At 62.9% G+C, this 24167-nt stretch carries 24 protein-coding genes; 9 read left to right on the forward strand and 15 right to left on the reverse strand.

What is annotated here, in order from left to right:
- Window positions 1-87 precede the first annotated feature (87 nt).
- Window positions 88-1227 carry a type III PLP-dependent enzyme gene (gene odc2, locus QM996_RS14910; RefSeq protein ID WP_500268136.1) on the reverse strand — a complete coding sequence of 380 codons (1140 nt, stop codon included), beginning with the start codon at window positions 1225-1227 and terminating at the stop codon, window positions 88-90.
- A gap of 693 nt (window positions 1228-1920) precedes the next feature.
- Here odc2 and QM996_RS14915 point away from each other — a divergent pair.
- The 3 genes from QM996_RS14915 to QM996_RS14925 all read left to right on the forward strand — a co-directional run bounded on the left by QM996_RS14915 (window position 1921) and on the right by QM996_RS14925 (window position 4622).
- The gene (locus QM996_RS14915; RefSeq protein WP_429813118.1) at window positions 1921-2814 is read left to right on the forward strand and encodes a LysR family transcriptional regulator; all 894 of its coding nucleotides are present in this window, start codon (window positions 1921-1923) and stop codon (window positions 2812-2814) included.
- A 114-nt stretch (window positions 2815-2928) separates the two neighbouring features.
- Window positions 2929-3573: a DUF1007 family protein gene (locus QM996_RS14920; RefSeq protein WP_500268137.1), complete on the forward strand. Its 645-nt coding sequence runs from the start codon at window positions 2929-2931 to the stop codon at window positions 3571-3573.
- Window positions 3567-4622 carry a nickel/cobalt transporter gene (locus QM996_RS14925; RefSeq protein ID WP_500268138.1) on the forward strand — a complete coding sequence of 352 codons (1056 nt, stop codon included), beginning with the start codon at window positions 3567-3569 and terminating at the stop codon, window positions 4620-4622. The genes QM996_RS14920 and QM996_RS14925 overlap by 7 nt, the downstream gene beginning before the upstream one ends.
- A gap of 71 nt (window positions 4623-4693) precedes the next feature.
- Here QM996_RS14925 and QM996_RS14930 read toward each other — a convergent pair whose 3' ends face one another.
- The 4 genes from QM996_RS14930 to QM996_RS14945 all read right to left on the reverse strand — a co-directional run bounded on the left by QM996_RS14930 (window position 4694) and on the right by QM996_RS14945 (window position 7383).
- On the reverse strand, window positions 4694-4900 hold the full coding sequence (locus QM996_RS14930) for a hypothetical protein (RefSeq protein ID WP_500268139.1): 207 nt from the start codon (window positions 4898-4900) through the stop codon (window positions 4694-4696).
- 41 nt (window positions 4901-4941) lie between these two features.
- Window positions 4942-5637 carry a GNAT family N-acetyltransferase gene (locus QM996_RS14935; RefSeq protein WP_500268140.1) on the reverse strand — a complete coding sequence of 232 codons (696 nt, stop codon included), beginning with the start codon at window positions 5635-5637 and terminating at the stop codon, window positions 4942-4944.
- A gap of 188 nt (window positions 5638-5825) precedes the next feature.
- A complete protein-coding gene (locus tag QM996_RS14940) occupies window positions 5826-6539 on the reverse strand; it encodes a tellurite resistance TerB family protein (protein ID WP_500268141.1) in 714 nt (237 codons plus the stop codon).
- Between the two features lie 205 nt (window positions 6540-6744).
- Window positions 6745-7383: a 2-dehydro-3-deoxy-phosphogluconate aldolase gene (locus QM996_RS14945; RefSeq protein ID WP_247959830.1), complete on the reverse strand. Its 639-nt coding sequence runs from the start codon at window positions 7381-7383 to the stop codon at window positions 6745-6747.
- A 202-nt stretch (window positions 7384-7585) separates the two neighbouring features.
- Between QM996_RS14945 and QM996_RS14950 the strand changes: the two genes are divergently transcribed.
- The 3 genes from QM996_RS14950 to trhO all read left to right on the forward strand — a co-directional run bounded on the left by QM996_RS14950 (window position 7586) and on the right by trhO (window position 10004).
- Complete coding sequence (locus QM996_RS14950) at window positions 7586-8059, forward strand: CYTH domain-containing protein (protein WP_500268142.1); 474 nt, start codon at window positions 7586-7588, stop codon at window positions 8057-8059.
- Window positions 8056-8964, forward strand: a complete 909-nt coding sequence (locus QM996_RS14955; protein WP_500268143.1) for a CHAD domain-containing protein — start codon at window positions 8056-8058, stop codon at window positions 8962-8964. Before QM996_RS14950 ends, QM996_RS14955 begins: the two co-directional genes overlap by 4 nt.
- Window positions 8965-9059: 95 nt before the next feature.
- Entirely contained in the window at window positions 9060-10004 is a 945-nt protein-coding gene (trhO, locus tag QM996_RS14960) for a rhodanese-related sulfurtransferase (RefSeq protein WP_500268144.1), read from the forward strand.
- Between the two features lie 250 nt (window positions 10005-10254).
- Here trhO and QM996_RS14965 read toward each other — a convergent pair whose 3' ends face one another.
- The 4 genes from QM996_RS14965 to QM996_RS14980 form a co-directional block, all read right to left on the reverse strand.
- Complete coding sequence (locus QM996_RS14965) at window positions 10255-10662, reverse strand: GFA family protein (RefSeq protein WP_500268145.1); 408 nt, start codon at window positions 10660-10662, stop codon at window positions 10255-10257.
- Between the two features lie 112 nt (window positions 10663-10774).
- Window positions 10775-11551 (reverse strand): MetQ/NlpA family ABC transporter substrate-binding protein, encoded by a 777-nt coding sequence (locus QM996_RS14970; RefSeq protein ID WP_429813092.1) that lies wholly within the window; start codon window positions 11549-11551, stop codon window positions 10775-10777.
- Between the two features lie 37 nt (window positions 11552-11588).
- A complete protein-coding gene (locus QM996_RS14975) occupies window positions 11589-12254 on the reverse strand; it encodes a methionine ABC transporter permease (RefSeq protein ID WP_247959836.1) in 666 nt (221 codons plus the stop codon).
- Window positions 12244-13326, reverse strand: a complete 1083-nt coding sequence (locus QM996_RS14980; protein WP_500268146.1) for a methionine ABC transporter ATP-binding protein — start codon at window positions 13324-13326, stop codon at window positions 12244-12246. The genes QM996_RS14975 and QM996_RS14980 overlap by 11 nt, the downstream gene beginning before the upstream one ends.
- A gap of 411 nt (window positions 13327-13737) precedes the next feature.
- Here QM996_RS14980 and QM996_RS14985 point away from each other — a divergent pair, with 411 nt between their 5' ends.
- Window positions 13738-14607 carry an NAD-dependent epimerase/dehydratase family protein gene (locus QM996_RS14985; protein ID WP_500268147.1) on the forward strand — a complete coding sequence of 290 codons (870 nt, stop codon included), beginning with the start codon at window positions 13738-13740 and terminating at the stop codon, window positions 14605-14607.
- Between the two features lie 56 nt (window positions 14608-14663).
- Here the strand turns inward: QM996_RS14985 and QM996_RS14990 are convergent, their stop codons facing one another.
- From QM996_RS14990 to QM996_RS15005, 4 genes are all read right to left on the reverse strand, one after another.
- A complete protein-coding gene (locus tag QM996_RS14990; RefSeq protein WP_500268148.1) occupies window positions 14664-16031 on the reverse strand; it encodes a beta-glucosidase in 1368 nt (455 codons plus the stop codon).
- A gap of 114 nt (window positions 16032-16145) precedes the next feature.
- Window positions 16146-17327 (reverse strand): Gfo/Idh/MocA family protein, encoded by a 1182-nt coding sequence (locus tag QM996_RS14995; protein WP_500268149.1) that lies wholly within the window; start codon window positions 17325-17327, stop codon window positions 16146-16148.
- Window positions 17328-17607: 280 nt separating this feature from the next.
- Window positions 17608-18660 (reverse strand): sugar phosphate isomerase/epimerase family protein, encoded by a 1053-nt coding sequence (locus QM996_RS15000; RefSeq protein ID WP_500268150.1) that lies wholly within the window; start codon window positions 18658-18660, stop codon window positions 17608-17610.
- A gap of 313 nt (window positions 18661-18973) precedes the next feature.
- Window positions 18974-20485 (reverse strand): methyl-accepting chemotaxis protein, encoded by a 1512-nt coding sequence (locus tag QM996_RS15005; protein ID WP_500268151.1) that lies wholly within the window; start codon window positions 20483-20485, stop codon window positions 18974-18976.
- Between the two features lie 225 nt (window positions 20486-20710).
- Between QM996_RS15005 and QM996_RS15010 the strand changes: the two genes are divergently transcribed.
- Window positions 20711-20863, forward strand: a complete 153-nt coding sequence (locus QM996_RS15010) for a hypothetical protein (protein ID WP_500268152.1) — start codon at window positions 20711-20713, stop codon at window positions 20861-20863.
- Here the strand turns inward: QM996_RS15010 and xylA are convergent.
- Entirely contained in the window at window positions 20860-22170 is a 1311-nt protein-coding gene (gene xylA / locus QM996_RS15015; RefSeq protein ID WP_500268153.1) for a xylose isomerase, read from the reverse strand. The genes QM996_RS15010 and xylA overlap by 4 nt on opposite strands.
- A 142-nt stretch (window positions 22171-22312) precedes the next feature.
- Here xylA and QM996_RS15020 point away from each other — a divergent pair, with 142 nt between their 5' ends.
- Window positions 22313-22675: a nuclear transport factor 2 family protein gene (locus QM996_RS15020; protein WP_500270322.1), complete on the forward strand. Its 363-nt coding sequence runs from the start codon at window positions 22313-22315 to the stop codon at window positions 22673-22675.
- A 29-nt stretch (window positions 22676-22704) separates the two neighbouring features.
- On the opposite strand, the gene xylB is transcribed toward QM996_RS15020, so the two are convergent.
- Entirely contained in the window at window positions 22705-24159 is a 1455-nt protein-coding gene (gene xylB, locus QM996_RS15025) for a xylulokinase (RefSeq protein WP_500268154.1), read from the reverse strand.
- Window positions 24160-24167 lie beyond the last annotated feature (8 nt).

A 24167-nucleotide genomic window follows, 5' to 3' on the forward strand; every position in this document is an offset into this window, starting at 1 on the left:
GGGGCCTCCCGTCATCAAAACCGCTTCAGGCGGACCGAATGAAAATTGTGAGATGGCGCTCCCGTCCCAGGACGGGAGCAAGCCGGATCAGATCACGTAGGCCTTCAGCGGCTCGAAGCCGTTGAAGGCGACGGCCGAGTAGGTCGTCGTATAGGCGCCAGTGCCTTCGATCAGAACCTCGTCGCCGATCGAAAGCGTGATCGGCAGCGGATACATGTTCTTCTCATAGAGCACGTCGGCCGAATCGCAGGTCGGGCCGGCGAGCACGCAAGGCTCCATGTCATCGGCATCGCGCGCCGTGCGGATCGGGTAGCGGATCGCCTCGTCCATGGTTTCGGCGAGGCCGCCGAACTTGCCGATGTCGAGGAACACCCAGCGATGGGCGTCGTTGTCCGACTTCTTCGACACGAGAACGACTTCCGCCTTGATCACGCCGGCATTGCCGACCATGCCACGACCGGGCTCGATGATGGTCTCCGGGATGTTGTTGCCGAAGTGCTTCTTCAGCGCGCCGAAGATCGCCTGGCCGTAGGCTTCCGCCGTCGGGACGTCCTTCAGGTACTTCGTCGGGAAGCCGCCACCCATGTTGACCATCTTCAGCTCGATGCCGCGCTTGGCAAGCTGAACGAAGACGCGCTTGGCATCCGAGAGAGCCGCATCCCAGGCGTCGAGCTTCGTCATCTGCGAACCGACATGGAACGAGACGCCGTAGGAGACGAGGCCGTGCTGATGGGCGTAGACGAGGACGTCGACAGCCATCTGCGGGACGCAGCCGAACTTGCGCGACAGCGGCCATTCGGCGCCTTCGCCATTGGTCAGCACGCGGCAGAACACGCGGGCGCCGGGGGCTGCACGCGCGATCTTCTCGACTTCCTCGTGGCTGTCGACCGCGAACAGGTTGACCCCAAGCGCATGGGCGCGGGCAATGTCGCGCTCCTTCTTGATGGTGTTGCCATAAGAAATGCGGCTCGGGGTCGCACCGGCATCGAGCGCCATTTCGATTTCAGCGACGGACGCGCAATCGAAGGAGGAGCCGAGACCGGCGAGAAGGCGCAGGATTTCCGGCGCCGGGTTGGCCTTGACGGCATAGTAGATCGCGCTGTCGGGCAGCGCGTGGCGGAAGGCCCTGAAATTGTCGCGCACGACGTCGAGGTCGACAACGAGGCACGGACCTTCGGGTCGTCGGGTGTTGAGGAAGTCGATGATGCGTGCGGTGGTCATGGCCATATTCCCCTGATCCAAAATGCTCCGCTTTCACGGAGGACAAAGGGCATACGCGCACATGCGCTGGAACCAGCCGGTGGAGACCCCGGAACCATGCATGCGCTCGATGCGCGAACGATGAATCAAAGCCCGCCTAGGCTTCAATTCGGCTTTGTCTGCCATGGATTGGAGGGGATAACCCAACCGCACTTCCGGCAATGAAGGTGTGCCTCTTCAGTAACCCCGGCTGTTGGAGAGCCGGCAGACACCAGAAAGGCCCGCACCGTCGTTGCTTCAAGATGTCCTCGCATTTCCCGGTTGGCCGGAATAGCGACTGGAGGGGTTAGTTCCAGGTACCTTACCGATACCCTCACCTAATCGAGGGTCGGCGGACACCCACAGGCACGTGCGACTTTGGGCAAGGGCGTAGGTAAGAAAAAACCTTGTCGTAATCAAGAGTTTTTTCGCACTGGCAGTTGAATTTTTTCCCATACGGGCAAAACTGCTGACGTTCACAATCATTGAACGATTTTCGCCAGATCGATCACCGGCGCAAACTATTGAAAAGGCTAGTGTTAATAGAAAGTTCGTCAGCGTTCGTTGAAGCCGGTGCAACAGACGCAAGCGACGGACAACCTGGCGCCTGCATCGTCGCGAATGAGAAGCCTTGAAGACGAATCAGCGACGTGCCCCCGAGAGCAAGAAAGAAAGACCGCCATGGACACACTCACCCGCATCCGCGCCTTTATCGATGTCGTGGACGCCGAGGGGTTTTCGGCCGCCGCGAGGCGCGTCGGCAAGTCGAAGGCGCTGCTTTCGAAATATGTGCGTGAACTCGAGGACGAGCTCGGCGCGCTGCTGCTCAACCGCACCACGCGGCAGTTCTCGCTGACGGAGGCCGGCCACACCTATTATCGCACGGCATCGGAGATCCTGAAGGAGATCGACAACCTCGCCGATCTCGTGCGCGCCAACAATTCCGACCTGAAAGGGCGCTTGCGCATCACCGCACCGCGCACCTTCGTCGATGCGGAGATCGGCCAGTCGCTCGTGGATTTCGGCAAGCAGCACCCGGAACTTTCACTTGAGATCGTCTCCGACGACCGCTTCGTCGATCTGGTCGAGGAAGGTTTCGATGTCGCCATCCGCATCACGCGGCTGGAGGATTCGACGTTGATCGCCCGCAAGCTCGATGATTTCCAGGTGCTGATCTGCACCGCCCCGGAGTTCCTGGATAAATCCGGTCCGATCGAGCACCCGACCGACCTTTCCAAGATCCCCTGCATTCTCGACACCAATGGCCGTTCCTATTCCAACTGGCGCTTCGTCGAGGCCGATGGTTCGGCCTTCACCGTCCCGGTCAGCGGCCCGATCGAGGTCAACAGTCCGCTCGCCGCTCTGCGGGCCGCCGTCTCCGGCATGGGCATCGCCGTCATTCCGGACTTCATCGCGCGACCGAAGATCGCGACAGGCGAACTCGTGACGTTGTTCGACGATTTCCTGCCGCGCGACCGCGGCATCTATGCGATCTATCCGCATCGCCGCTACCTGCCGGCCAAGGTCAGGACCCTGGTCGATTTCCTGCACGCCTGGTTCCGCAGGCCGCACTGACAGAAAAGGCCAGCAATGGATGTGATCGGCCAAGTCCCAATTCCGTCCCATTTCCGGTACATTCCCGGAAACGAATCGCGGGGCGGTTGCCCCGGCCGAAAGGATTGCCGCCTCATGAGAATCAAGCGCCTCGCCACGGTCGGCCTTGCCACGCTGCTTGCGCCGTCGCTGGCCTTTGCCCATCCGCATATCTTCGCGGAAGCGCGGCTCGAGGTGGTCTCCGACGACAAGGCCGAAATCAGCGAGCTCAGGAACGTCTGGCGTTTCGACGAGCTGTTCTCGTCGAGCGCGGTCCTCGATTTCGACAAGAACTCGAATGCGATGCTCGACCCGGACGAGCTGAAGGAAGTCGGCCAGACCGTGCTGGAGTCGCTCTCGGAGTACAATTACTACACGACGATCCTCGACAACGGCAAAACCATCAAGGTCAACAAGCCGGAAAGCATCAACGTCGACTACAAGGACGGCCAGCTCTTGATGATGTTCGCGGTCAAGCCGGCTGAGCCGATGCCGCTCAAGGGCAAGCTTTCCTTCGGCGTCTACGATCCAACCATGTATACGGCGATGGATTTCCCGACCGACAACGACCTGACCGTCGTCGGCGACAAGATCAGCGCCTGCGAACACAAGGTCGTCCGCCCGGATCCCGACGAGGTCCTCGCCGAGAACAAGGACACCCTGACCGACGCCTTCTGGAACGATCCGACAGGCACGGACATGTCGAAGCTCTTCGCAACCAGGATAGAGATCTCATGCTGAACACCCGCAGCATTGGACGTCTGATCACGGCAGCGCTCGTCGTCACGGCGCTTTCCGCAACCTTCGCTGCGGCCCAGTCGCCGCTCGGCATCGGCACCGCCGAACCTGCGTTCAAGACGACCGGTTTCCTTGGCGGCTTCTTCGCCTGGGTGAACATGGAGCAGCAGGGCTTCTACCGCATGATGACCGGCGCGCTGAAGGGCATGCGGGAGAACCCCTGGCAGCTCTGGTCGCTGGTCGGGCTTTCCTTCACCTATGGCGTTCTGCACGCCGCAGGCCCCGGCCACGGCAAGGCGGTCATCTCTTCCTACATGATCGCCAATGAGACGGAACTGAAGCGCGGCGTGATGCTCTCCTTCCTGTCCTCGATCCTGCAGGGGATCGTCGCGATCCTTTTGATCGGCGCCGTCTACCTGCTGCTGCGCGGTTCTTCGATCAACATGACCACCGCGACGCGTTGGCTGGAGATCGCCAGCTACGCCTTGATCGCCGCCTTCGGCGGCTGGCTGCTCCTGCGCAAGCTGCGGTCGATGCTGCGTCCGGCCGCCGTGGCCTCAGTCGCCGGCGGCGGGCATATCCATCTCGCGCGCGATCACGACCATCATCATCACGATCACCATCATCATCACGCCCACGATGGGCACCACGGGCACAGCCATGGCCCGGGCGAAGTCTGCGCCAGCTGCGGGCATGCACACGCGCCCGACCCGTCGCTGCTGAAAGGTGATCGTTTCGCGCTTCGAGAAGCCTGGTCGGCCGTCATCGCCGTCGGCCTGCGGCCCTGCTCCGGCGCGCTCATCGTGCTTTCCTTCGCGCTCCTGAACGGGCTCTATCTCGGCGGCGTGCTCTCCGTCTTCGCCATGTCGATCGGCACGGCGATCACCGTCTCGATCCTCGCAACCATGGCAGTGACCGCCAAGGGCTTTGCGCTCCGCTACGCTTCGAGCGGCACCGCCGCCGCCCGGATCTCGCATGGCATCGAGATCGCCGGCGCAGCCTTGGTTCTGTTGCTTGGATTGGTGCTTCTCGGCGCAGCGCTGCAGAGCTGACGATCTGGCATTTCGTTTCTAGGCCGTGCTTCCGCTTCCAGCGATACGCTTTGAAAGCGGGATGCTCTTCTTCAAAGCCCGCGCTTGCGCTGGTAGCGAGCCCGGAGCCAGAAAAGCAGGAAGAAACCGAGGACGAAGATCACGCCGAAGGCGACGGCCAGCCAGGGCGAGATGTCGCCGAGCTTCAGCATGATCGACGGCAGCACGAAGAAGCCGAGGCCGGCGGCGACGAGAATGATCGCAGCGGCGATCGCCGGTGACTTTTCCTTGTTCTGCATGATTTCCCTGCTGTTGTCTGGTGCGACGAAGCGTCAGGCGCTTACTTGGCCGCCTGCCGCTCCAAGTCCGCACGTATATCTTCAAGCCGCCGTATCTGGCGACCATCCTCGTCGAAATTATCAACTGCGAGCCAGGTTTCGAATGCGGCATTGAGCAGCGGCCACTCGCTGTCGATCATCGAGAACCAGGCCGTGTCGCGGTTTTCGCCCTTGGAGATCATGTGCTGGCGGAAGATGCCCTCGAAGGTAAAGCCGAGGCGCGCCGCCGTGTTGCGGCTCGCCATGTTCTCGCTGTGGCACTTCCATTCGTAGCGACGATAGCCGAGATCCTCGAAGACATGTTTCGCCATCAAGTAATGGACTTCGGTCGAGAGTGGCGAGCGCGCCATGGCGGCGCCATGCGCCACGGCTCCCACTTCAACGACGCCATTGGCCGGATCGGCACGCATGTAGTTGGCCATGCCGACGACGATGCCGGTCGCCTTGTCGCGAAAGACCTCGGTGACCCAGCCGGATTTCTCCTGCGCCGCCGTCAGCCACGCGTCGAAATCCTCGATATCCCTAAAATCCGGCTGCGTGAAATATTTAAGCAGCGGATTGATCGCCATGCCGCCGAGACCGTCCCAGAGGTCCTGCAGATGCCGGTCGCGCTCATAAGGCTCGAGCTTGACGAAGCGCCCTTCGAGCGCGACGCCCTTCGGCGCCGGGCATCCCTTCCAGTTCCTGAGATCACGCATCGGCCGCTCCTCCTTCATCCGTCACGCTTCGGCATAGGCCAGAGTGGCGGCCGACACAAATTCAAACTGGTTATGAACGCTGTTCAAACCGGTTATGAACGCTGTTCAAACCGGTTATGAACGCTGTTCAAACCGGTTATGATCCCTGTTCGAACTGGCGATGCAACCATCAGCGCTCAGCCGATGTGCTAGGCCGTAGCCGGCACCTTGGCCGCCGATACCGTCGCCTCGATGTGATCGACCAACGCGTCCGGAAGACCGAGGCGGCCGGCGAGCAGGTCGAGATAACCACGCTCCGCACGCGTCTCCGGCTCGATCGTCAGGCGCGATGCGGTATAAATCTCGACACGCTCTTCCTCGGTCTTTGCGGCGCCGACGATCGCGTCGATATCGACGGGGTTGGCAAGCTCGCTTTCCAGGAAGGCGGCGGCATCGGCCGAAAGGCCGGAAACCGACAGCTTGTCCATGATGTGCTGACGCTCGGCCTCATCGATATGGCCATCGGCGCGCGAGGCCGCGATCATGGCGCGCACCAGCGTCAGTGCAAAATCGTGGCTGACGGCCTCCGGCGCAGACGCAAAGCCGGAATCGGCCGGTGGCGGCAGGAGTTCCGGTTCACCCTTGGCAACCGTCGGGCCTCCCGGCGTATTGCCGGCCTGATAATTCTTGTAGGCCTGGTAACCGAGACCCGCGATCGCCGCGAGGCCGCCGAGTACAGCGGCATTGCCGGCAAGCTGGCGACCCGACTTGGTTCCGAGCAGGACAGCGGCGATGGCGCCAGTCGCCAGCGGATTGTCCTTGGCAAGCTGCGTCACCTGGGTCGCGCGATCGCGCACCGTGCCGCCGGCACCGGGCACCTGCGATCCCAGAAACTGATCCAGCAATTTCTTCGCGTCGAACATCGGGTTTCGCTCCTTCTCGGTTCCGGACGGTTGGGGGACGAGCGAAAGGGAGCGCCGCCCGCGCGCCCATCGCTGAATGGATTGAGACATAGGAACGTTGCAGGGAAAATACAAATTCGCGCCAGAGGCGAGACGGTCGAGGCACACCAACGAAAAAGGCCGGGCGTCGGCCCGGCCTTCGGAAGTGGACATCGGTGCGTCGCACTCAGCCCTTGAGCGCGAAGGCTTCGGCCGCAAGCTTGGTGATGCCGGCCCAATCGCCCTTGGCGACCAGATCCTTCGGCGCGACCCAGGAGCCGCCGACGCAGACGACGTTCGGCAGCGTCAGATAGTCGCGCGCGTTCGAAAGCGAAATGCCGCCGGTCGGGCAGAAGAGCGTGCCGGCAAGCGGCGAGGACAGCGACTTGAGATAGGCTGCACCGCCGGCCTGCTCGGCCGGGAAGAACTTCATGACGTCGTAGCCTTCTTCACGCAAGCCCATGACTTCGCTCGCCGTGGCGGCCCCCGGCAGCAGCGGTACTTCGTGGTCGTTGGCGACGTCGATCAGTTCCTGTGTCGTGCCGGGGCTGACGATGAACTTCGAGCCGGCTTCGACCGCCGCCTGGAACTGCGCGGCATTGAGGATCGTGCCGGCACCCGCAACGGCGCCTTCGACTTCCTGGGCAACGGCACTGATCGCTTCGAGCGCAGCCGGCGTGCGCAGCGTGATCTCGATCGCCTTCAACCCACCGGCAACCAGGGCGCGCGCCAGCGGCACCGCGGTCGCGACGTCGTCGATCACCAGAACCGGAACGACCGGCTGCAATTTGAGGATGGAAAGAAGCCTGTCGGTTTTCGCGCTCATGCCGATCGTCCTTTTTAAAACGATTGAATATGCCTTCCGCATACTCCGCCGGCCATCGGTTGTCGAGACCCAAGGGCGCAAGTGTGCGGCATTCTCATTTAAGTCGAAGATAAAATATTACCTACAACAAAGAGATGACTTGAGCCTTCGCGCGAAAGCGATAGTTTGATGGCGGCGAGCCTATCGAAATGGCGGATTATCCATGGCGAAGGAAATAGAACGCAAGTTTCTGGTCGCTTCCGACGGGTGGCGAGAGCATGCGGACAAAGGCATCGACCTCAGGCAAGCCTATGTCGTGACCATGGACGACCGCTCGCTGCGCGTGCGTATCCACGGCAACAAATGGGCCCGCCTCACCATAAAGATCGGCAAGTCGGCGCTCGTCAGAAACGAGTATGAATACGACTTGCCTTTGGACGACGCCCGCGAGATGCTGACCCAGGCGGTCGGCATCATCATTGAAAAACGGCGCTACCGCGTGCCGCACAAGGGCTTCATCTGGGAAGTGGATGTCTACGAAGGCGCGCTCAAGGGCCTTATCGTTGCCGAAGTGGAAATGAAGCGCGAGACCGACATACCGGCATTGCCCGGTTGGATCGGTCGCGAAGTCACCGGCGACCGTCGCTACTCCAACCAGGCGCTTGCCACAGAGGGGCTGATGGAACCCCAGTCATGACCTACGCCTTCCGGCCCGGACGGCCGTTCACTGACGATTTCCGTGCCATTGCCGCCGAACAGCTCACCGAGGCGGTCATGACCCTCGAAGACCGCCCTCAGGGCCTGCACGAGGCCATCCATGACGCCCGCAAGAACTTCAAGCGCCTGCGCTCGCTCTACCGGCTCGTCGCTGCCGACGCGCCGCAATTCCAGAAGTACGAAAACGCGCGCATTCGCGAGATGGCCCGCAACCTCTCGATCGTCCGCGATGCCGCCGCCCTCGTCGAAAACGCTCATTATCTCAGGGCTGGGGCTTGCAGCGAAGAGGAAGAAAGAGCGCTTGCCCATGTCTGCGAACGGTTGGCGACCCGTCGCGACCACATCGCCGCCAGCGAGACCGACATCGAGGATCGCGTCGCCGGCACCATCGTCAATTGCGAGCAGGCGCTGCAGGCACTGGCCCACGTATCTTTCGACGATCGCCGCAGCAAGACGGCAGCCCGGTTGACGAAAGGCTGGCAGCGGACACTCAAGCGCGCCGCCCGCGCCAAGGAAGCGTGCGGATCGAGCACGGAGGCGGACCCGTTCCACGAATTGCGCAAGCGGGCACAGGACTACCGCATGCATCTCGGGCTTATGCGCGAGACCTGGCGGTCCGCCATGCAGGCCAAACGCAACGAGGCCAAGATGCTGGTCGACATACTCGGCCACCTCAACGATCTCGCTGTCCTGATCCAGTTGATCAACGAGGAGCCCGGCCTCGCCGGCAACAGCCAGGACCAGGCCCATCTCATCGCCGCCGTCATCGCAAGACAGGAAACCTTGCGCGGCGACGCTTTGAAGCTGGCTGCAACGGTCTTCCAGGAGCAGCCCGACGACGAGAGCCGGACGATCCGGCTGCTTTGGCTGGATGCCGCCCGCTAACGGGGCCGCCCCGGCCATCGTCCGCAGCGTGACAGAGTCCCCCTCTCGGCCGCCGCGATTGCGCTTGCGGCGCGAAAGCTGTATTTGCACGGGCCATGACCGACATTTCCACGACCCCGCGCCCGCAGACGCATGGCCAGTTCCTCGTCGCCGCGCTCTATCATTTCGCAAGCTTCCCGCGCTTCGCCGAATTCCGCGAACCGCTGCAGGCCGTCTGCGACGAAAACGGCGTCAAGGGGACACTGCTGCTTGCCCATGAGGGCATCAACGGCACGATCGCCGGCACGGATGCCGGCATCGCCGCCGTCCTCGCATTCTTGCGTGCCCAGCCGGAGCTTGCGGCGTTGGAGCATAAGGAAAGCCGAGCGTCTTCGATGCCGTTTCTGCGCATGAAGGTGCGGCTGAAAAAGGAAATCGTCACCATGGGCGTCGAGAACATCGACCCCAACAAGATCGTCGGCACCTATGTCGATCCCAAGGACTGGAACGCACTGATCTCCGATCCCGATACGATCGTCATCGATACACGCAACGATTACGAGACGGCGATCGGCATCTTCAAGGGCGCGGTCGATCCGCAGACCAAGACCTTCCGCGAGTTTCCGGATTGGGTGCGCAACCACACCGGTCTGCACAACAAGCCGAAGATCGCCATGTACTGCACCGGCGGCATCCGCTGCGAGAAGGCGACCGCCTTCATGAAGGAGCAGGGCTTCGACGAGGTCTACCACCTCAAGGGCGGCATTCTGAAATATCTCGAAGAGGTGCCGCAGGAAGAAAGCCTGTGGGAGGGCGCCTGCTTCGTTTTCGACGAACGCGTCTCCGTGACCCACGGCCTGAAAGAAGGCGAGCACACGCTCTGCCACGCCTGCCGCCAGCCATTGACCCCCGCCGACCTCGCCTCGCCGCATCACGAGGAAGGCGTCTCCTGCATCCATTGCTACGAGATCCGCACCGACGAAGACCGGGAACGCTACCGCCAGCGCCAGAAGCAGATCGAGCTTGCGAAGAAGCGCGGCGAGCGCCACCTCGGAAGCTGATGACGGTTCGCCCCTCATCCGTGTGCGGTGAGGAAGGCCCCTCATCCGCCTGCCGGCACCTTCTCCCCGCAAGCGGGGCGAAGGAAGCACGTGGCGCCCGTTTGCGCCAAAAGCCGCCTTCCCCTTGCTCTCCAACAGTCACCGACAAGTGATGGCATGGCCGCAGTCCACGTCCCCTCGCCCCGCCTGCGGGGAGAGGGTTAGTCCTCGGGTTAAACCCAAGGTGAGGGGCAAACCCGCGCTGTAGTAACTATCCCGGCAACGCCTCGCATTCCTCGAGCGACAGCGCGCTGCGGTCCCATTCGTGGCGGCTGCGGGTGAAGATCGCGTCGGTTGGCTGAAACACCGAGGGATCGTCGAGCGTGCCGGCATAGATCGATAGGCGCGGATCGCCTGGGGGACCGGAGCCGAAAAGCTGGCTGCCGCAGGTCTCGCAGAAGTAGCGGATCGAGGGATTGCCGTTTTCGGCGCGCTTCTCGTAGGCGCGGCATGCGCCTGATATTGTCACGTCTGCCCGATCGAAGATCATGTAGCAGCAATGACCGGTTCCGGTTGCACGCTGACAATCGCGGCAATGGCAGCAGCCGGAATAGAGCGGTTGTCCCTTCGCCTCGTACCGGATTGCGCCGCAGAGGCAGCCGCCGTTCATCACACTCATGTTGCATCCTCCTCGAAGCGTCAGGAGGATAGCCAAGCGGGCCTTGCGGTCAAAGAAAAACCGCGCGCCGGACGTGCGGCGCGCGGTCCATGTTTCTCTTCGAATGCGTGGCTTACCAGCTCGGGATCAGCGCGCCCTTGAAGGTGTCGTTGATGAAAGCCTTAACCTTTTCGTCGTGGTAGGATTCGACCAGCGTCTTCACCCACGGCGCATCCTTGTCCGCCTTGCGTACGGCGATGACGTTGGCGTAGGGCGACTTCTCGCTTTCGATGGCGATCGCGTCCTTCTTCGGATGCAGGCCGGCTTCCATGGCGTAGTTGGTGTTGATCACGGCCGCATCGACGTCCTGCAGCGAGCGCGGCAGCTGTGCTGCATCAAGCTCGGCAAAGGTAATATTCTTCGGGTTTTCGGTAATGTCGGCCGGCGTGACCTTCAGGCCGGCTTCTTCCTTGACCTTGATCAGACCCTTCGAGGCGAGAACGAGCAGAGCGCGGCCGCCATTGGTCGGGTCGTTCGGGATGGCGATCGTCGCGCCGTCCTGAAGCTCGTCGAGGCTCTTCACCTTGTTCGAATAGACGCCCATCGGCGTGGTAATGGTGGTGCCGACGCTGACGATATCAAAACCGCGATCGGCGATCTGGTTGTCGAGATAGGGCTGGTGCTGGAACGAGTTGGCGTTGAGATCGCCATCGGCCAGCGCCTGGTTTGGAACGACGTAGTCGGAGAATTCGAGGATCTCGATATCGAGGCCCTTCGGTGCCGCGATCTCCTTCACCTTCTCCATGATCTGGGCATGTTCGCCCGGCGTTACGCCGACCTTGATGGTTTCGGCAAGCGCCGTACCGGCGGTTAAAGCGGCAATCGCCGCTGCGATGATGAGCTTCTTCATGGATGTCTCCTTGTTCACGTTCAAGTCTTGGGAGGAATCAGGTCTTGCGGTTCTTCTTGTCGAAGCGCCGCGCCAGGCCGTCGCCGGCACTCTGGACGAGCTGTACCAGCACGATGAGGACGATGACGACGACGAGCATCACGTCGGGCATGAAGCGCTGGTAGCCGTAGCGGATGCCGAGGTCGCCGAGCCCGCCGCCGCCGACGGCGCCGACCATCGCCGAATAGCCGATGAGGCTGACGGCGGTCATGGTGAGCGCCAGCGTTAGCGCCGGCCGCGCTTCGGCAAGCAGCACCTTGAAAACGATCTGCATCGGGGTGGCGCCCATGGCGCGGGCCGCTTCGATCAGCCCCTTGTCGATCTCGCGGATCGCCGCTTCGACCAGGCGCGCGACGAAGGGGATGGTCGCGATCGTCAGCGGCACGATCGCCGCCTTGGTGCCGATCGAGGTGCCGGTCAAGAGCCGGGTGAAGGGAATGATGGCAACGACGAGGATGATGAACGGCGTCGAGCGCGTGGCGTTGACGATCAGCCCGACGATACGGTTCAGCGTCGGCGCCGGGAAGAGTTCACCCTTGCCGCTGGTCGCGAGGAAGATGCCGATCGGCAGGCCGATCAGCGAGCCGATCAGGCCGGCGACCGCGACCATGTAGATCGTGTCGATGGTGGCGCTGCCGATACGCAACAGAAGATCAGGCGACATAGCCGAGCACCTCCGTGACCAGACCGTTTTCGGTGAAGAAGCGTTCGGCGCGACCGGACGTCTCGGCATCGGCGCCATAGGCGACCACAAGCGACCCATAGGGCGCGCCGCCGATCTCGTCGATCGTGCCGGCGATGATGTTGACCTCGGCGCCGACGGACTTGATCAGTTGCGAGATCAGCGGCTTTTCGGCCGCGGCACCGAAGAAGGTGAGCCGGACCACGGCGCGATCGCCAGCGGCGGGCTGCGGCTTCAGGGCGCGGACCACTGCGTCGGGAAGCTTCGAACCCGCCAGGCCCGAAAGCAGCGCCCGCGTCGTCTCGTGCTTCGGATGGGTGAAGACGTCGAAGGTGTGACCGCGCTCGACGATGCGGCCGTGATCGATGACCGCGACATCGGAGGTCACCGCCTTCACCACTTCCATCTCGTGGGTGATGAGCAGCACCGTCAGCCCGAGTTCGGCATTGATGCGCTTCAGAAGCTCGAGGATCGACTGGGTCGTCTCAGGGTCCAGCGCCGATGTCGCCTCGTCGGAGAGCAGCAGCTTCGGCTCGGTTGCCAGCGCCCGAGCAATGCCGATGCGCTGCTTCTGGCCGCCGGAGAGTTCGGCCGGATAACGTCCATGCTTGTCGGCAAGGCCGACGAGATCGAGCAGCGGCCGCACGCGCTGTTCGATCGCGCGCTTGTCCATGCCTGATATCTCCAGCGGCAGCGCGACGTTGCCGAACACGGTGCGCGACGAAAGCAGATTGAAGTGCTGGAAGATCATGCCGACCGAACGGCGAAGCGCGCGAAGCGCCGCCTCGTCGAGCGCGCCGACGTCGACGCCATTGACCAGCACCTTACCGCCCGTCGGCTTTTCCAGGCCGTTGACCAGCCGGATCAGCGTCGACTTGCCGGCGCCGGAACGGCCGATGATGCCGGTGATCGAGCCGCGATCGACCGTCAGCGAGACGTTGTCGAGCGCGGTGAAAGCGCCGCTGCTGCCGGAGGCGGGGAAATGCTTGGAAACGCCGTCGAAGACGACGGCTGCGTCAGCCAGTGGCGTGGCGCTTTGGGCGGAAGCGCTCATCGTCCGGAGATCCCCGAAAGAGGCGCAGTCGAAATGTGCGGATACATAGGTGCTCTCGGAATGTTCAAAACTCATGATCCCGACGGCAGACGGGATGGAAGGCGCGTCCGCTCAGGCCGACATTCGACAACGCATTCGGAACAGGGAGCACTTCTCTAGCATCAAGCAACCAGTCAGTTCAACTTTGGCGCCGCATGGCCCGCATGCGACATAATCTACGGCTCTTATGGAGAACTGCCGTCGGATTTCACAGGCATGATTTTCCGTGATCGGCGCGAGAATGGCAAAACCATGCTCTTTTGCGGCGCGCGTGCCCGCGGGCAAATCCCCGCCTTGGATATCCCTGTTCGAACGGACTGCACCCGATCTCGTTTCATGCTAACGGGCAGGAACAGGGTTACGAGGTAGAACATGCGCATCGTCTTGACCGGAAGTTCGGGCCGAATTGGCCGAGCCATCTACAACGCACTCGCCGCCGACCATGACGTTGTCGGCATCGACCGCATGCCCTTCGGCACGACGGCGATCGTCGGCGATCTCGTCGATGGCGAATTGCTGGAGCGCGCGATGGAGGGCGCAGATGCCGTCATCCATACGGCTGCACTGCATGCGCCCCACGTCGATACGGTCGCCGATCAGGAGTTCGAGCGCGTCAACGTGATGGGCACGCATCTGGTGATTGCCGCGGCGCGGGCCGCGGGCGTCGGCCGCATCGTCTTTACCAGCACGACGGCGCTCTATGGCCACGCAGTCGCGGAGGGAGGCTGTGCCTGGATCACCGAGGAAACGCCGCCGAAACCGCACACCATCTATCACCACACCAAGCTTGCGGCCGAAGCCCTGCTCGAAAACGCCGCGGATCGTGCCCTGCATGTGCGGGTGCTGCGCATGTCGCGCTCTTTCCCGGAGACCGCCGACAGGGTCGCAGGCTATCGCCTGCACCGCGGCATCGATGCGCGTGACGTGGCTGCGGCGCATGTGGCGGCGCTCGACAATGGCGGCCCCGCCTTCCAGCGCTACATCATCTCCGGCGAAACACCGCTGCTTCCGACCGATTGCCGCCGTCTGGCGGAGGATGCGGCAGGGCTCCTGCGCGAGCGGGCGCCCAAATTGTCCCAGGCCTTCGCCGATCGCGGCTGGGCGCTGCCGGAGACGATCGATCGGGTCTACGACCCGAGCGCCGCAATCGAAAAGCTCGACTGGAAGCCGCGCTATGGTTTCAAGGAGGTACTGGCCCAACTCGACCGGCAGAGCCTCGAAGTCCTTCCGGTTCGCCGGTGAGACTGCGGACGGAGAATCGCTTGGTGGTGGCGGGTTGACGCCACCTATCCCAATCGTCAGACATGGTTGCCCTTCGGAAACTCTTCGGCGAGCGCCTTGTACCAATGCCCGCTCTTCTTGATGGTGCGGACCTGGGTGTCGTAGTCGACATGGACGATGCCGAAACGCATCTTGTAGCCTTCGGCCCATTCGAAATTGTCCATCAGGCTCCAGGCGAAATAGCCGCGCATCGGATAGCCCTCGGCAATCAGGTCCGCCGTCACCGACAGGTGGTCGGCGATATAGTCGAGCCGCGGCTGGTCGTCGACGACACCGTTCTCGACGCCCATGTTGTAGCAGGCGCCGTTCTCGGTGATGTAGCAGTCCGGTAGTTCGTACTTGGCGTTCAGTGTCTTGACCAGCTCACCGAGCGCCGGGGCATAGACTTCCCAGCCGATATCCGTCCTGGTTTCGCTCACCGCCTTCGCATTGATCGTCGCCGGGTATTCCGCGCCCTTCGCCGGATCGTTGCTGACCCGCATCGGCGTGTAATAGTTGAGGCCCCACCAGTCGAGCGGCCGCGAGATCGTCTCCATGTCGCCGTCCTCGATCAGGGGCATGCGGTGGCCGAGCGCGCTCATGAAGGTCTCGGGGTACGCGCCCCTGAAGATCGGGCCGAAGAAGACGCCATTGTGGAAGTCGAAGGCGCGCTCGGCGGCCGCCTTGTCTGCCTTGCTGGGGCTGCCAGGGTACACCGAGTGGGCATTGATGACGATCCCGACAGGCAGGCTCGGCCGCTCGGAGCGGATGGCATCGACGCCGAGGCCGTGCGCCAGATTGGTAAAGTGCAGCGCATGGAGCGCCGCATCCATGTTGCGCTCGCCCGGCGCATGGATGCCGTAGAGGTGGCTGAGCCAGACCGAGCACCAGGGCTCGTTGAAGGTCGCAACCGCATCGAGCCGATCGCCGAGGCGGGCGATCACCGTCTTCGCGTAACGCTGGAAGGCGTAGGCCGTCGTGCGCGCCGTCCAGCCGCCGTCCCCCATCAATGCCAGCGGCAGGTCCCAATGGTAGAGCGTTGCGAAAGCCTTGATGCCACGCGCCTTGAGGCCGTCGACGAGGCGGTCATAGAAATCGAGCCCCTTCTCATTGATCGGCCCGGTACCCTCCGGGATGATGCGCGGCCAGGCGATCGAGAAGCGATAGGCATCGACGCCGAGGCTCTTGATCAGGTCCAGGTCCTCGTCCAGCCTATTGTAGTGGTCGCAGGCGACATCACCATTGTGCCGCCCGAAGACACGCCCCGGCATGTTGGAGAAAGCATCCCAGATCGACGGCTTGCGGCCGTCGGCCTTGGTGGCGCCTTCGATCTGGAAGGAGGCAGTCGCCACCCCGAATACGAAATCACCAGGGAAGCGCTGGGCCAGGATCTTGGGATCGGTCATTTCTCTGTCTCGTCTCGCTCCGGCCCCGCGTCGAGCGGGGCCCCGTTGTTTTCTCGCCTTTGGCGGGCCGGCCTACGGGAGAGCCCCCGCCCTTCCGTCGGTTTTGGCAGTTCGCTATACCTTTACCCAGGCACCATTTCGTTTGGATGACTGGACGCAGGCATCGACGAAGACCATGCCCTTCATGCCGTCATCGATGGTCGGGTAGGTGACCGCCGGATCGATCGTTTCGCCCTTGCGCTTGGCGAAGATGGCGCGCGCCGCTTCGCTATAGATGTTGGCGAAGCCTTCAAGGTAGCCCTCCGGATGACCGGACGGGATCCGGCTGACGCGGTTGGCCGCCGCGCCCGCGCCGGCACCGGCTCGGGTGAGCAGCCGCTTCGGCTCGCCGAACGGCGTATACCAGAGATAGTTCGGATCCTTCTGCGTCCATTCGAGCCCGCCCTTGGTACCGTAGACGCGCACCATCAGGCCGTTCTCGTGGCCGGGCGCCACCTGGCTGCACCAGAGAAGACCCTTGGCGCGTTCACCGTCCTTCGCCTTGAAGCGCATCATCACATGAGCATTGTCGTCGAGCTGGCGGCCAGGAACGAAGCTGTCGAGATCGGCCGCAAGTTCCTCCAGTTCGAGACCGGAAACGAAGGCGCCGAGATTATAGGCATGAGTGCCGATGTCGCCGGTCGAGCCGCCGGCGCCGGAGCGTGCGGGATCGGTGCGCCAGGCGGCCTGCTTCTGGCCGGACTGCTCGATATTCTCCGTCAGCCAGTCCTGAGGATATTCCATCTGCACCAGCCGCACCGCGCCGATCTCGCCATTGGCAACCATCTCGCGCGCCTGCCGCACCATCGGATAGCCGGTGTAGTTATGCGTCAGCACGAACAGCGCATCGCTGTCGTCAGCCGCCTTCTTCAGCTTCTTCGCGTCTGATAGCGTCGAGGTCAGCGGCTTGTCGCAGATCACGTGGATGCCGCGCTTCAGAAACTCCTTTGCCGCGGCATGGTGCACATGGTTGGGCGTGACGATCGCCACTGCCTCGATGCCATCCTTCAGCTTCGCCTCGCGGATCGCCATCTGCTTGAAGTCGGAATAGACGCGCGACGGATCGAGCCCGAGCTCGCGCCCCGAGCTTTCCGCCTTTTCCGGCGTCGACGACAGCGCACCCGCCACCAGCTCATAGTGATCGTCGAGCCGTGCGGCGATGCGGTGCACCGCGCCGATGAAAGCGCCGGAGCCGCCGCCCACCATGCCGAGCCGGATCCGGCGCTCGCGCTTCTCGCTCGTTCCTTCGATTGCCATAATCTTCTCCCCTGTTTCCGTTCGTGTGATGTTGTTTGTGGCGGCTTTCGCCCCTCATCCGCGCGGTGAGGCTTGCCCCTCATCCGCCTGCCGGCACCTTCTCCCCGCGCGCGGGGAGAAGGAATATGCCGCGCCCGCTCGCGCCTGTGACCGCAACACCAACCTCAACAATTCGAGGCCCGCCGCAGTCCGCGTCCCCTCTCCCCGCCTGCGGGGAGAGGGTTAGGGTGAGGGGCAGTTGGACCCTCGGGTCCCGCCCTGCCTCAGGTCCCGCCCTGCCTCAGATCCCCAGCATGCGCCGGTTCGCCGCCTCGTCGGTGCCGGCGCCGGCGAAATCGTCGAAGGCCTTCTCGGTGACGCGGATGATGTGGTGCCTGACGAAGTCGGCGCCCTCGCGCGCGCCATCTTCCGGATGCTTCAGCGCGCATTCCCATTCGACCACCGCCCAGCCGGCAAAGTCGTTGGCCGCCATCTTCGAGAACACCGCGCCGAAATCCACCTGGCCGTCGCCGAGCGAGCGGAAGCGGCCGGCGCGGTTGACCCAGCCCTGATAGCCGCCATAGACGCCCTGCCGTCCGGTCGGGTTAAACTCCGCATCCTTGACGTGGAACATGCGGATGCGGTCCTTGTAGATGTCGATGTTGTCGAGATAATCGAGGCACTGCAGCACGTAGTGCGACGGGTCGTAGAGCATGCAGGCGCGGGCATGGTTGCCGGTGCGCTCCCAAAACATCTCGTAGGTGATGCCGTCGTGCAGGTCCTCGCCCGGATGGATCTCGTAGCAGATGTCGACGCCGCAGTCCTCAGCATGATCGAGGATCGGCTTCCAGCGCTTCGCCAGCTCGTCGAAGGCGGTCTCGACGAGACCGGCCGGCCGCTGCGGCCAGGGATAGACGAAGGGCCAGGCGAGCGCGCCGGAGAAGCTTGCCATCGCATTCAAGCCGAGGTTCTTCGAGGCCGTCAGCGCCAGCTTCACCTGCTCGACCGCCCATTGCTGCCGTGCCTTGGGATTGCCGCGCACCTCCGCGGCCGCAAAGCCGTCGAAGGCCTCGTCATAGGCCGGGTGCACGGCCACGAGCTGGCCTTGCAGATGCGTCGACAGTTCCGTCACCTCGACGCCGTTTTCGCGCGCCGTGCCGGCGAACTCGTCGCAATAGGCCTTCGAGCTTGCCGCCTGCTTCAGGTCGATCAGCCGTCCATCCCAGCTCGGCACCTGTACGCCCTTGTAGCCGCAATCCGCCGCCCATTTGGTGATCGCGTCCCAGGAATTGAACGGCGCCGCATCGCCGGCAAATTGCGCAAGAAAGAGCCCTGGCCCCTTGATGGTCTTCATCCCGATTTTCCTCCCGATGGAACGGCATCGGCCCGCCCGGACAGCCAGCGATCGGGGATGAAGTACACCCGATTTCCGCTTAAACGGACGGACCTGAAACGTTGCAGGCGCCGAAGCTAACAGATTCTCGACACGGGGCAACAGGCAAGGACGCAGATTCGCGGAAAGATTTGTAATCGATTTCATTTCGCGACGCCACCGGCCGCGTCAAACGCGTGGAAGCGGCGAGTTGAGCGTCTGGACTGATCACGCGACAAAGAAAAGGGGGGCATCATGGCGCCCCCTCCCCTCGTCCGCCGCTCACTTCAGATGATCATCCGTAACGCCGGTTCGTTGCCACCAGGCTGGGTTTCCCTTGCCGTCCGGCCGATACGGTGAATTGATCGACAAGCCCCTTGAGCGTGGTGCTGACCTGCATGAGCGTATGCGTCGCGGCGCTGGTTTCCTCGACCATCGCCGCATTCTGCTGCGTCATCTGATCCATGTTGGTGACGGCGGTGTTGATCTCCGCGATACCGGCCGACTGCTCGCGCGCCGAGCCGGCGATCGCGTCGATGTGACCGTTGATGTTGATCACCTGGTCGCCGATGTGATGCAGCGCCTCGCCGGTCTTGTTGACCAGCGACACGCCCATCAGCACGTCCTCGAACGACTTGTCGATCAGTTCCTTGATCTCGCGCGCCGCTTCCGCTGACTTCTGCGCCAGTTCGCGCACCTCCTGCGCCACGACCGCAAAGCCCTTGCCGGCCTCGCCCGCCCGCGCCGCCTCGACCCCGGCGTTCAGCGCCAAGAGGTTGGTCTGGAAGGAGATTTGATCGATGACGCTGATGATCTGGGTGATCTTGCGCGACGAGTCCTCGATGGCACTCATCGCTGCCACCGCCTGCTCGACGATGGCGCCGGATTTGCGCGCCTCGTCGGTGGCGTTTCCGACGACGCGCCGTGCCTCTTCGGCGCGTGACGCCGCTTCCTTGGAGATGGTGGTGATCTCTTCGAGTGCCGCCGCTGTTTCCTCGAGCGAGGCCGCCTGCTGCTCGGTGCGCCGCGCCATGTCGTCGGTGGCCGATACCAGTTCGCCGGCATTGTTCGCCGTTTCCTCGGACGCCCCGACGATCGCGCCGAAGGTCTGGTCGAGCTTGCCGAGCGCGGCATTGAAGTTGGATCGAAGGCTTGCGAATTGCGGTGCGAGTTCGCTGGCAATGACGGCGGTCAGGTCGCCGTCGGCCAGGCGCTTCAGACAGTCTTCGAGCGCCGAAAGCGCTTCCTCCTGTTGGCCGTTCAATACCTGCCGCTCCGCTTCGGAGCGTTCACGTTCCTCCTGCAGCGCGTCGAGATAAACGGAGATCGCATAGTCCATATCGACCATCGCAGCCTTGACGACGGCTGCCACATCGGTACCGATCTCCTTCGCCTTGTTGCGATGCAGGAAACCTTTCAGGTGGCTCTCGATGACGCTCTTCAGGATGGATTCGATGATCAGTGCATAGCCGCCGATATACCAGCGCGGCTCCAGGCCGAGGCGCGCATGGGTCTTGCCGATGGTGGTGACGGCATCGACATATTGCGCATCGAACCTGGCGGAGGCGATCAGTTCCCAGTGTCTGGCCTGCCTGGCCTTGGCACCCTGCACATGCGCTTCGCTGGCAAAGAAGCGCGCCGTTTCCGGATTGGCGCGCGCCTTGGCGTAGAACTTGTTCAGCGCCGTGTCGAGCGAGGCGGAAATGACGGGCAGCGAGCGCGCAAGCGCGGTCCGTTGAGCGTCGTCGAGATCGACGAACTGCAGACGCTCATTGAGAAGTTTGGTTTTCGAATCGAAGCTGGTCATACGGATTGTTCCCCTGGCGCCGCGACAGCACGCGTGACGAGTGGCCGCTGCAGCTCAAGGTACGGCACACCCTGCACCGAAGGTTTACCATATTATAATATAGAAATAACTGTAAATTGTGTATGATTAATTATGCTATCGAAGATTGAAATCCGACAGCCCAAGCAATCTCGTCGCCGAAGACATCCGGTGTCCACGGCCATGCGATCACTTCAGAATCAACTGATGCAGAATTTCATCAAGCCCATGCGCCGGCAACAACCAGAAAGCGTCATGGATTTTTTACGCGCAGAAGATGCAAATTGCAGTGACTCCCAAACGAACGGCGGCCCGAAGAACTCCGAGCCGCCGCATGAACCAATTCAGGAAAGCGTTTAGACGTAGCGGTTGACGACGTTTTCGAGCAGTTCCTGCTTGCCGGACTTCGGCTGCGGGTTGAGGTCCGATTTCAGCACCCAGGCTTCGATCTCCTCCAGCGAGAAGCCGCCGTCGAGCATCTTCTTGGCTTCCGGCACCTGCCAGCCGGCATAGCGGCTTTCGAGCGGAGCGGAGAGCGCCTTGTCCTCGATCATCTTCGCCGCCGCCTTGAGGCCACGGGCGCAGCAATCCATGCCACCGATATGGCCGATCAGCAGGTCTTCCGGATCGAGCGACTGACGGCGCAGCTTCGCATCGAAGTTGGTACCGCCGGTTACGAAACCGCCGCCTGAGAGAACCTGGTAGTAGGCAAGCGCCATCTCCGGCACGTTGTTCGGGAATTGGTCGGTATCCCAGCCGGACTGGTAATCATTGCGGTTCATGTCGATCGAGCCGAAGATACCGAGCGCATTGGCGAGCGCCAGCTCGTGCTCGAAGGAATGGCCGGCAAGGATCGCGTGGCCCTGCTCGATATTGACCTTCACCTCGTTTTCGAGGCCGTAGTTCTTCAGGAAGCCGTAGACCGTCGCGACGTCGTAGTCATACTGGTGCTTGGTCGGTTCCTGCGGCTTCGGCTCGATCAGGATCGCGCCCTTGAAGCCGATCTTGTGCTTGTACTCGACGACGAGATTGACGAAGCGGCCGAGCTGGTCGAGCTCGCGCTTCATGTCGGTGTTGAGCAGCGTCTCATAACCTTCGCGCCCGCCCCAGAGTACGTAGTTCTGGCCGCCGAGACGCTTGGTGGCGTCGAGGCAGGTCTTCACCGTTGCCGCCGCGAAAGCAAAGACGTCCGGATCCGGATTGGTGGCGGCCCCCGACATGTAGCGGCGGTTGGAGAAGAGGTTCGCCGTGCCCCAGAGCAGGTTGACGCCGGTTTCGGCCTGCTTCTTCTCGAAGTGATCGACGATCTCGTTGAGGTTCTTCGTGTTCTCCGCAAAAGTCTTGCCTTCCGGGCGCACGTCGGCATCGTGGAAGCAATAGAAGGAAACGCCGAGCAGATCGAAGAATTCGAAGGCGACGTCGGCCTTCAGCTTCGCCGCTTCCATGCTGTCCTTGAACCAGGGGCGCTCGAAGGTCTGGCCGCCGAAAGGGTCGCCGCCCGGCCAGACGAAAGTGTGCCAATAGGCAACCGCAAAGCGCAGATGGTCTTCCATGCGCTTGCCGAGAACGATCTCGTCCTTGTTGTAATGACGGAAGGCGAGCGGATTGGTGCTCTCGGGTCCCTCATATTTGACCTTGGCGATATCGCCGAAAAATCCTGTGCTCACGGGTCTTGCTCCTCTTTCAAGAGTGGTTTCGGCCGGCATCGCCCATTCGATGAGCCCGGCCATTACGTGGAAGGTAATTGGTTTCATTCCCTCGTCCGGCGATACGGAAAGCATCGAAACGCCGAAGGAAAGGAACACCTCGATGCACGACTTCAACGCCATCGCCGAAGCCTACATCGCCGCCTGGAACACGACGGATGCCGCCAGCCGCGCGCCGCTGATCGAGAAGGCCTTCACCGCCGACATTGCCTATCGTGACCCGATCATGCAGGGCGACGGCCACGCCGGCATCGATGCCCTGATTGCCGGCGTGCACGGGCAGTTTCCCGGCTTCCGCTTCACGCTGAAGGGTGCGGCGGACGGTTATGCCGACACGCTCCGCTTCTCCTGGGCGCTCGGCCCGGATGGCGTTCCCTCGGTCATCGAAGGCACCGACGTCTGCCAGATCGAGAACGGTCGCCTGAAGGCGATCACCGGCTTTCTCGACAAGGTTCCGACCCGCTGAGCGCGCGACATTCAAGCAAGGACGCCGTGTCACGACGCGGCGCTCTTGATCGCCGGATAGAGCCGGCGGTAACGCTGATAGCTTTCCTCGTAGGCCGCAACCAGCGACGCCTCGGGCGCGATGGTCTCGGCCGTGCGCGGCGCGTAGCAGGTCGCCACCGGATCCGCACCCGTCGCGGCAATGAGGCCAAGGCGGGCGGCCCCGAAGGCTGCGCCGAAATCGCCATCAGCCGGCAGGTCGACGGGCAGGTTGAGCGCGGTTGCTACCGATTTCAGCCAGTAGCGCGAGCGCGAACCGCCGCCGATCGCCGTCACGCGCGAAAGCGTCGTGCCGGCGGCTCGAAGCGCTTCCAGGCTGTCGCGGATGGCAAGGGAAACGCCTTCCATGACCGCCTGCGTCAGCGCCACACGGCTGCTTTCATGGCCGAGCCCGACGAAGGCGCCGCGGATAGCCGCGTCGTTGTGCGGCGTGCGCTCGCCCGAGAGATAGGGAAGGAAGGTCACGCCCGAGGGTACCTTGATGTCGTCGCCGAGTTCGCTGCTCAAGTCCGCAGCACTCTGCCCGGCAATACCGGAATACCAGTTGAGCGCATCGGTCGCCGACAGGATGACGCCCATCTGGTGCCAGGTGTTCGGCAGGGCGTGGCAGAAGGCGTGCACGGCGCTTTCCGGGTTCGGCAGGTAACTCGCATTCGCCGCGAAGAGAACGCCCGAGGTCCCGAGCGACACGAAAGCGTTCCCCTCACCAACGGTACCCATGCCGCAGGCAGACGCCGCATTGTCACCGGCGCCGCCGGCAACCACGACATCACCGGAAATGCCCCAGCGCGCCGCAAGCTCCGAACGCAGCTTTCCGGCCGGATCGGTTCCCTCTACCAGGCTGGGCATCTGGCTTTCGTCCATGCCTGTGGCGGCAAGCAGGCTTTCCGACCAGCGCCGCTTGCCGGTATCGAGCCAGGAGGTGCCGGCGGAGTCGGACATTTCCGACATATGCTCGCCGGTCAGCCACAGGCGCAAATAGTCCTTCGGCAGCAGCACCCAGCGCACCTTGGCGAAGATTTCGGGCTCGTTGGCCCGCACCCAGGCAAGCTTCGGCGCGGTGAAGCCGGGGAACACGATATTGCCGGTGATCGCGCGGAACTGCGGGTCGGCATCGAGGGCCGCCGCCTCGCGGAAGCTGCGGGTGTCGTTCCAGAGAATGCAGGGCCTGAGCACCCAGTCGTCGGCGTCCAACAGCGTCGCGCCGTGCATCTGGCCGGAAAGGCCGATGCCGCTGACGGCCGCAAGCGCGGCCGGGTGCGCCGCCTTCAGGCCGGCGATCGCCTCTTCGGTCGCGCGCACCCAGTCTGCCGGATCCTGTTCCGACCAGCCGGGATGCGGGCGCGAGACGTCGAGCGCGCCCGAGGCCGAACCGACGATGCGCTGGTCGCCATCGATCAGCATTGCCTTGACGCCCGAGGTGCCGAGATCCAGTCCGAGATACATGCTTGCCT

The organism is Sinorhizobium chiapasense, assembly GCF_045277575.1.
GTDB classification, from domain to species: Bacteria; Pseudomonadota; Alphaproteobacteria; order Rhizobiales; family Rhizobiaceae; genus Ensifer; species Ensifer chiapasense_A.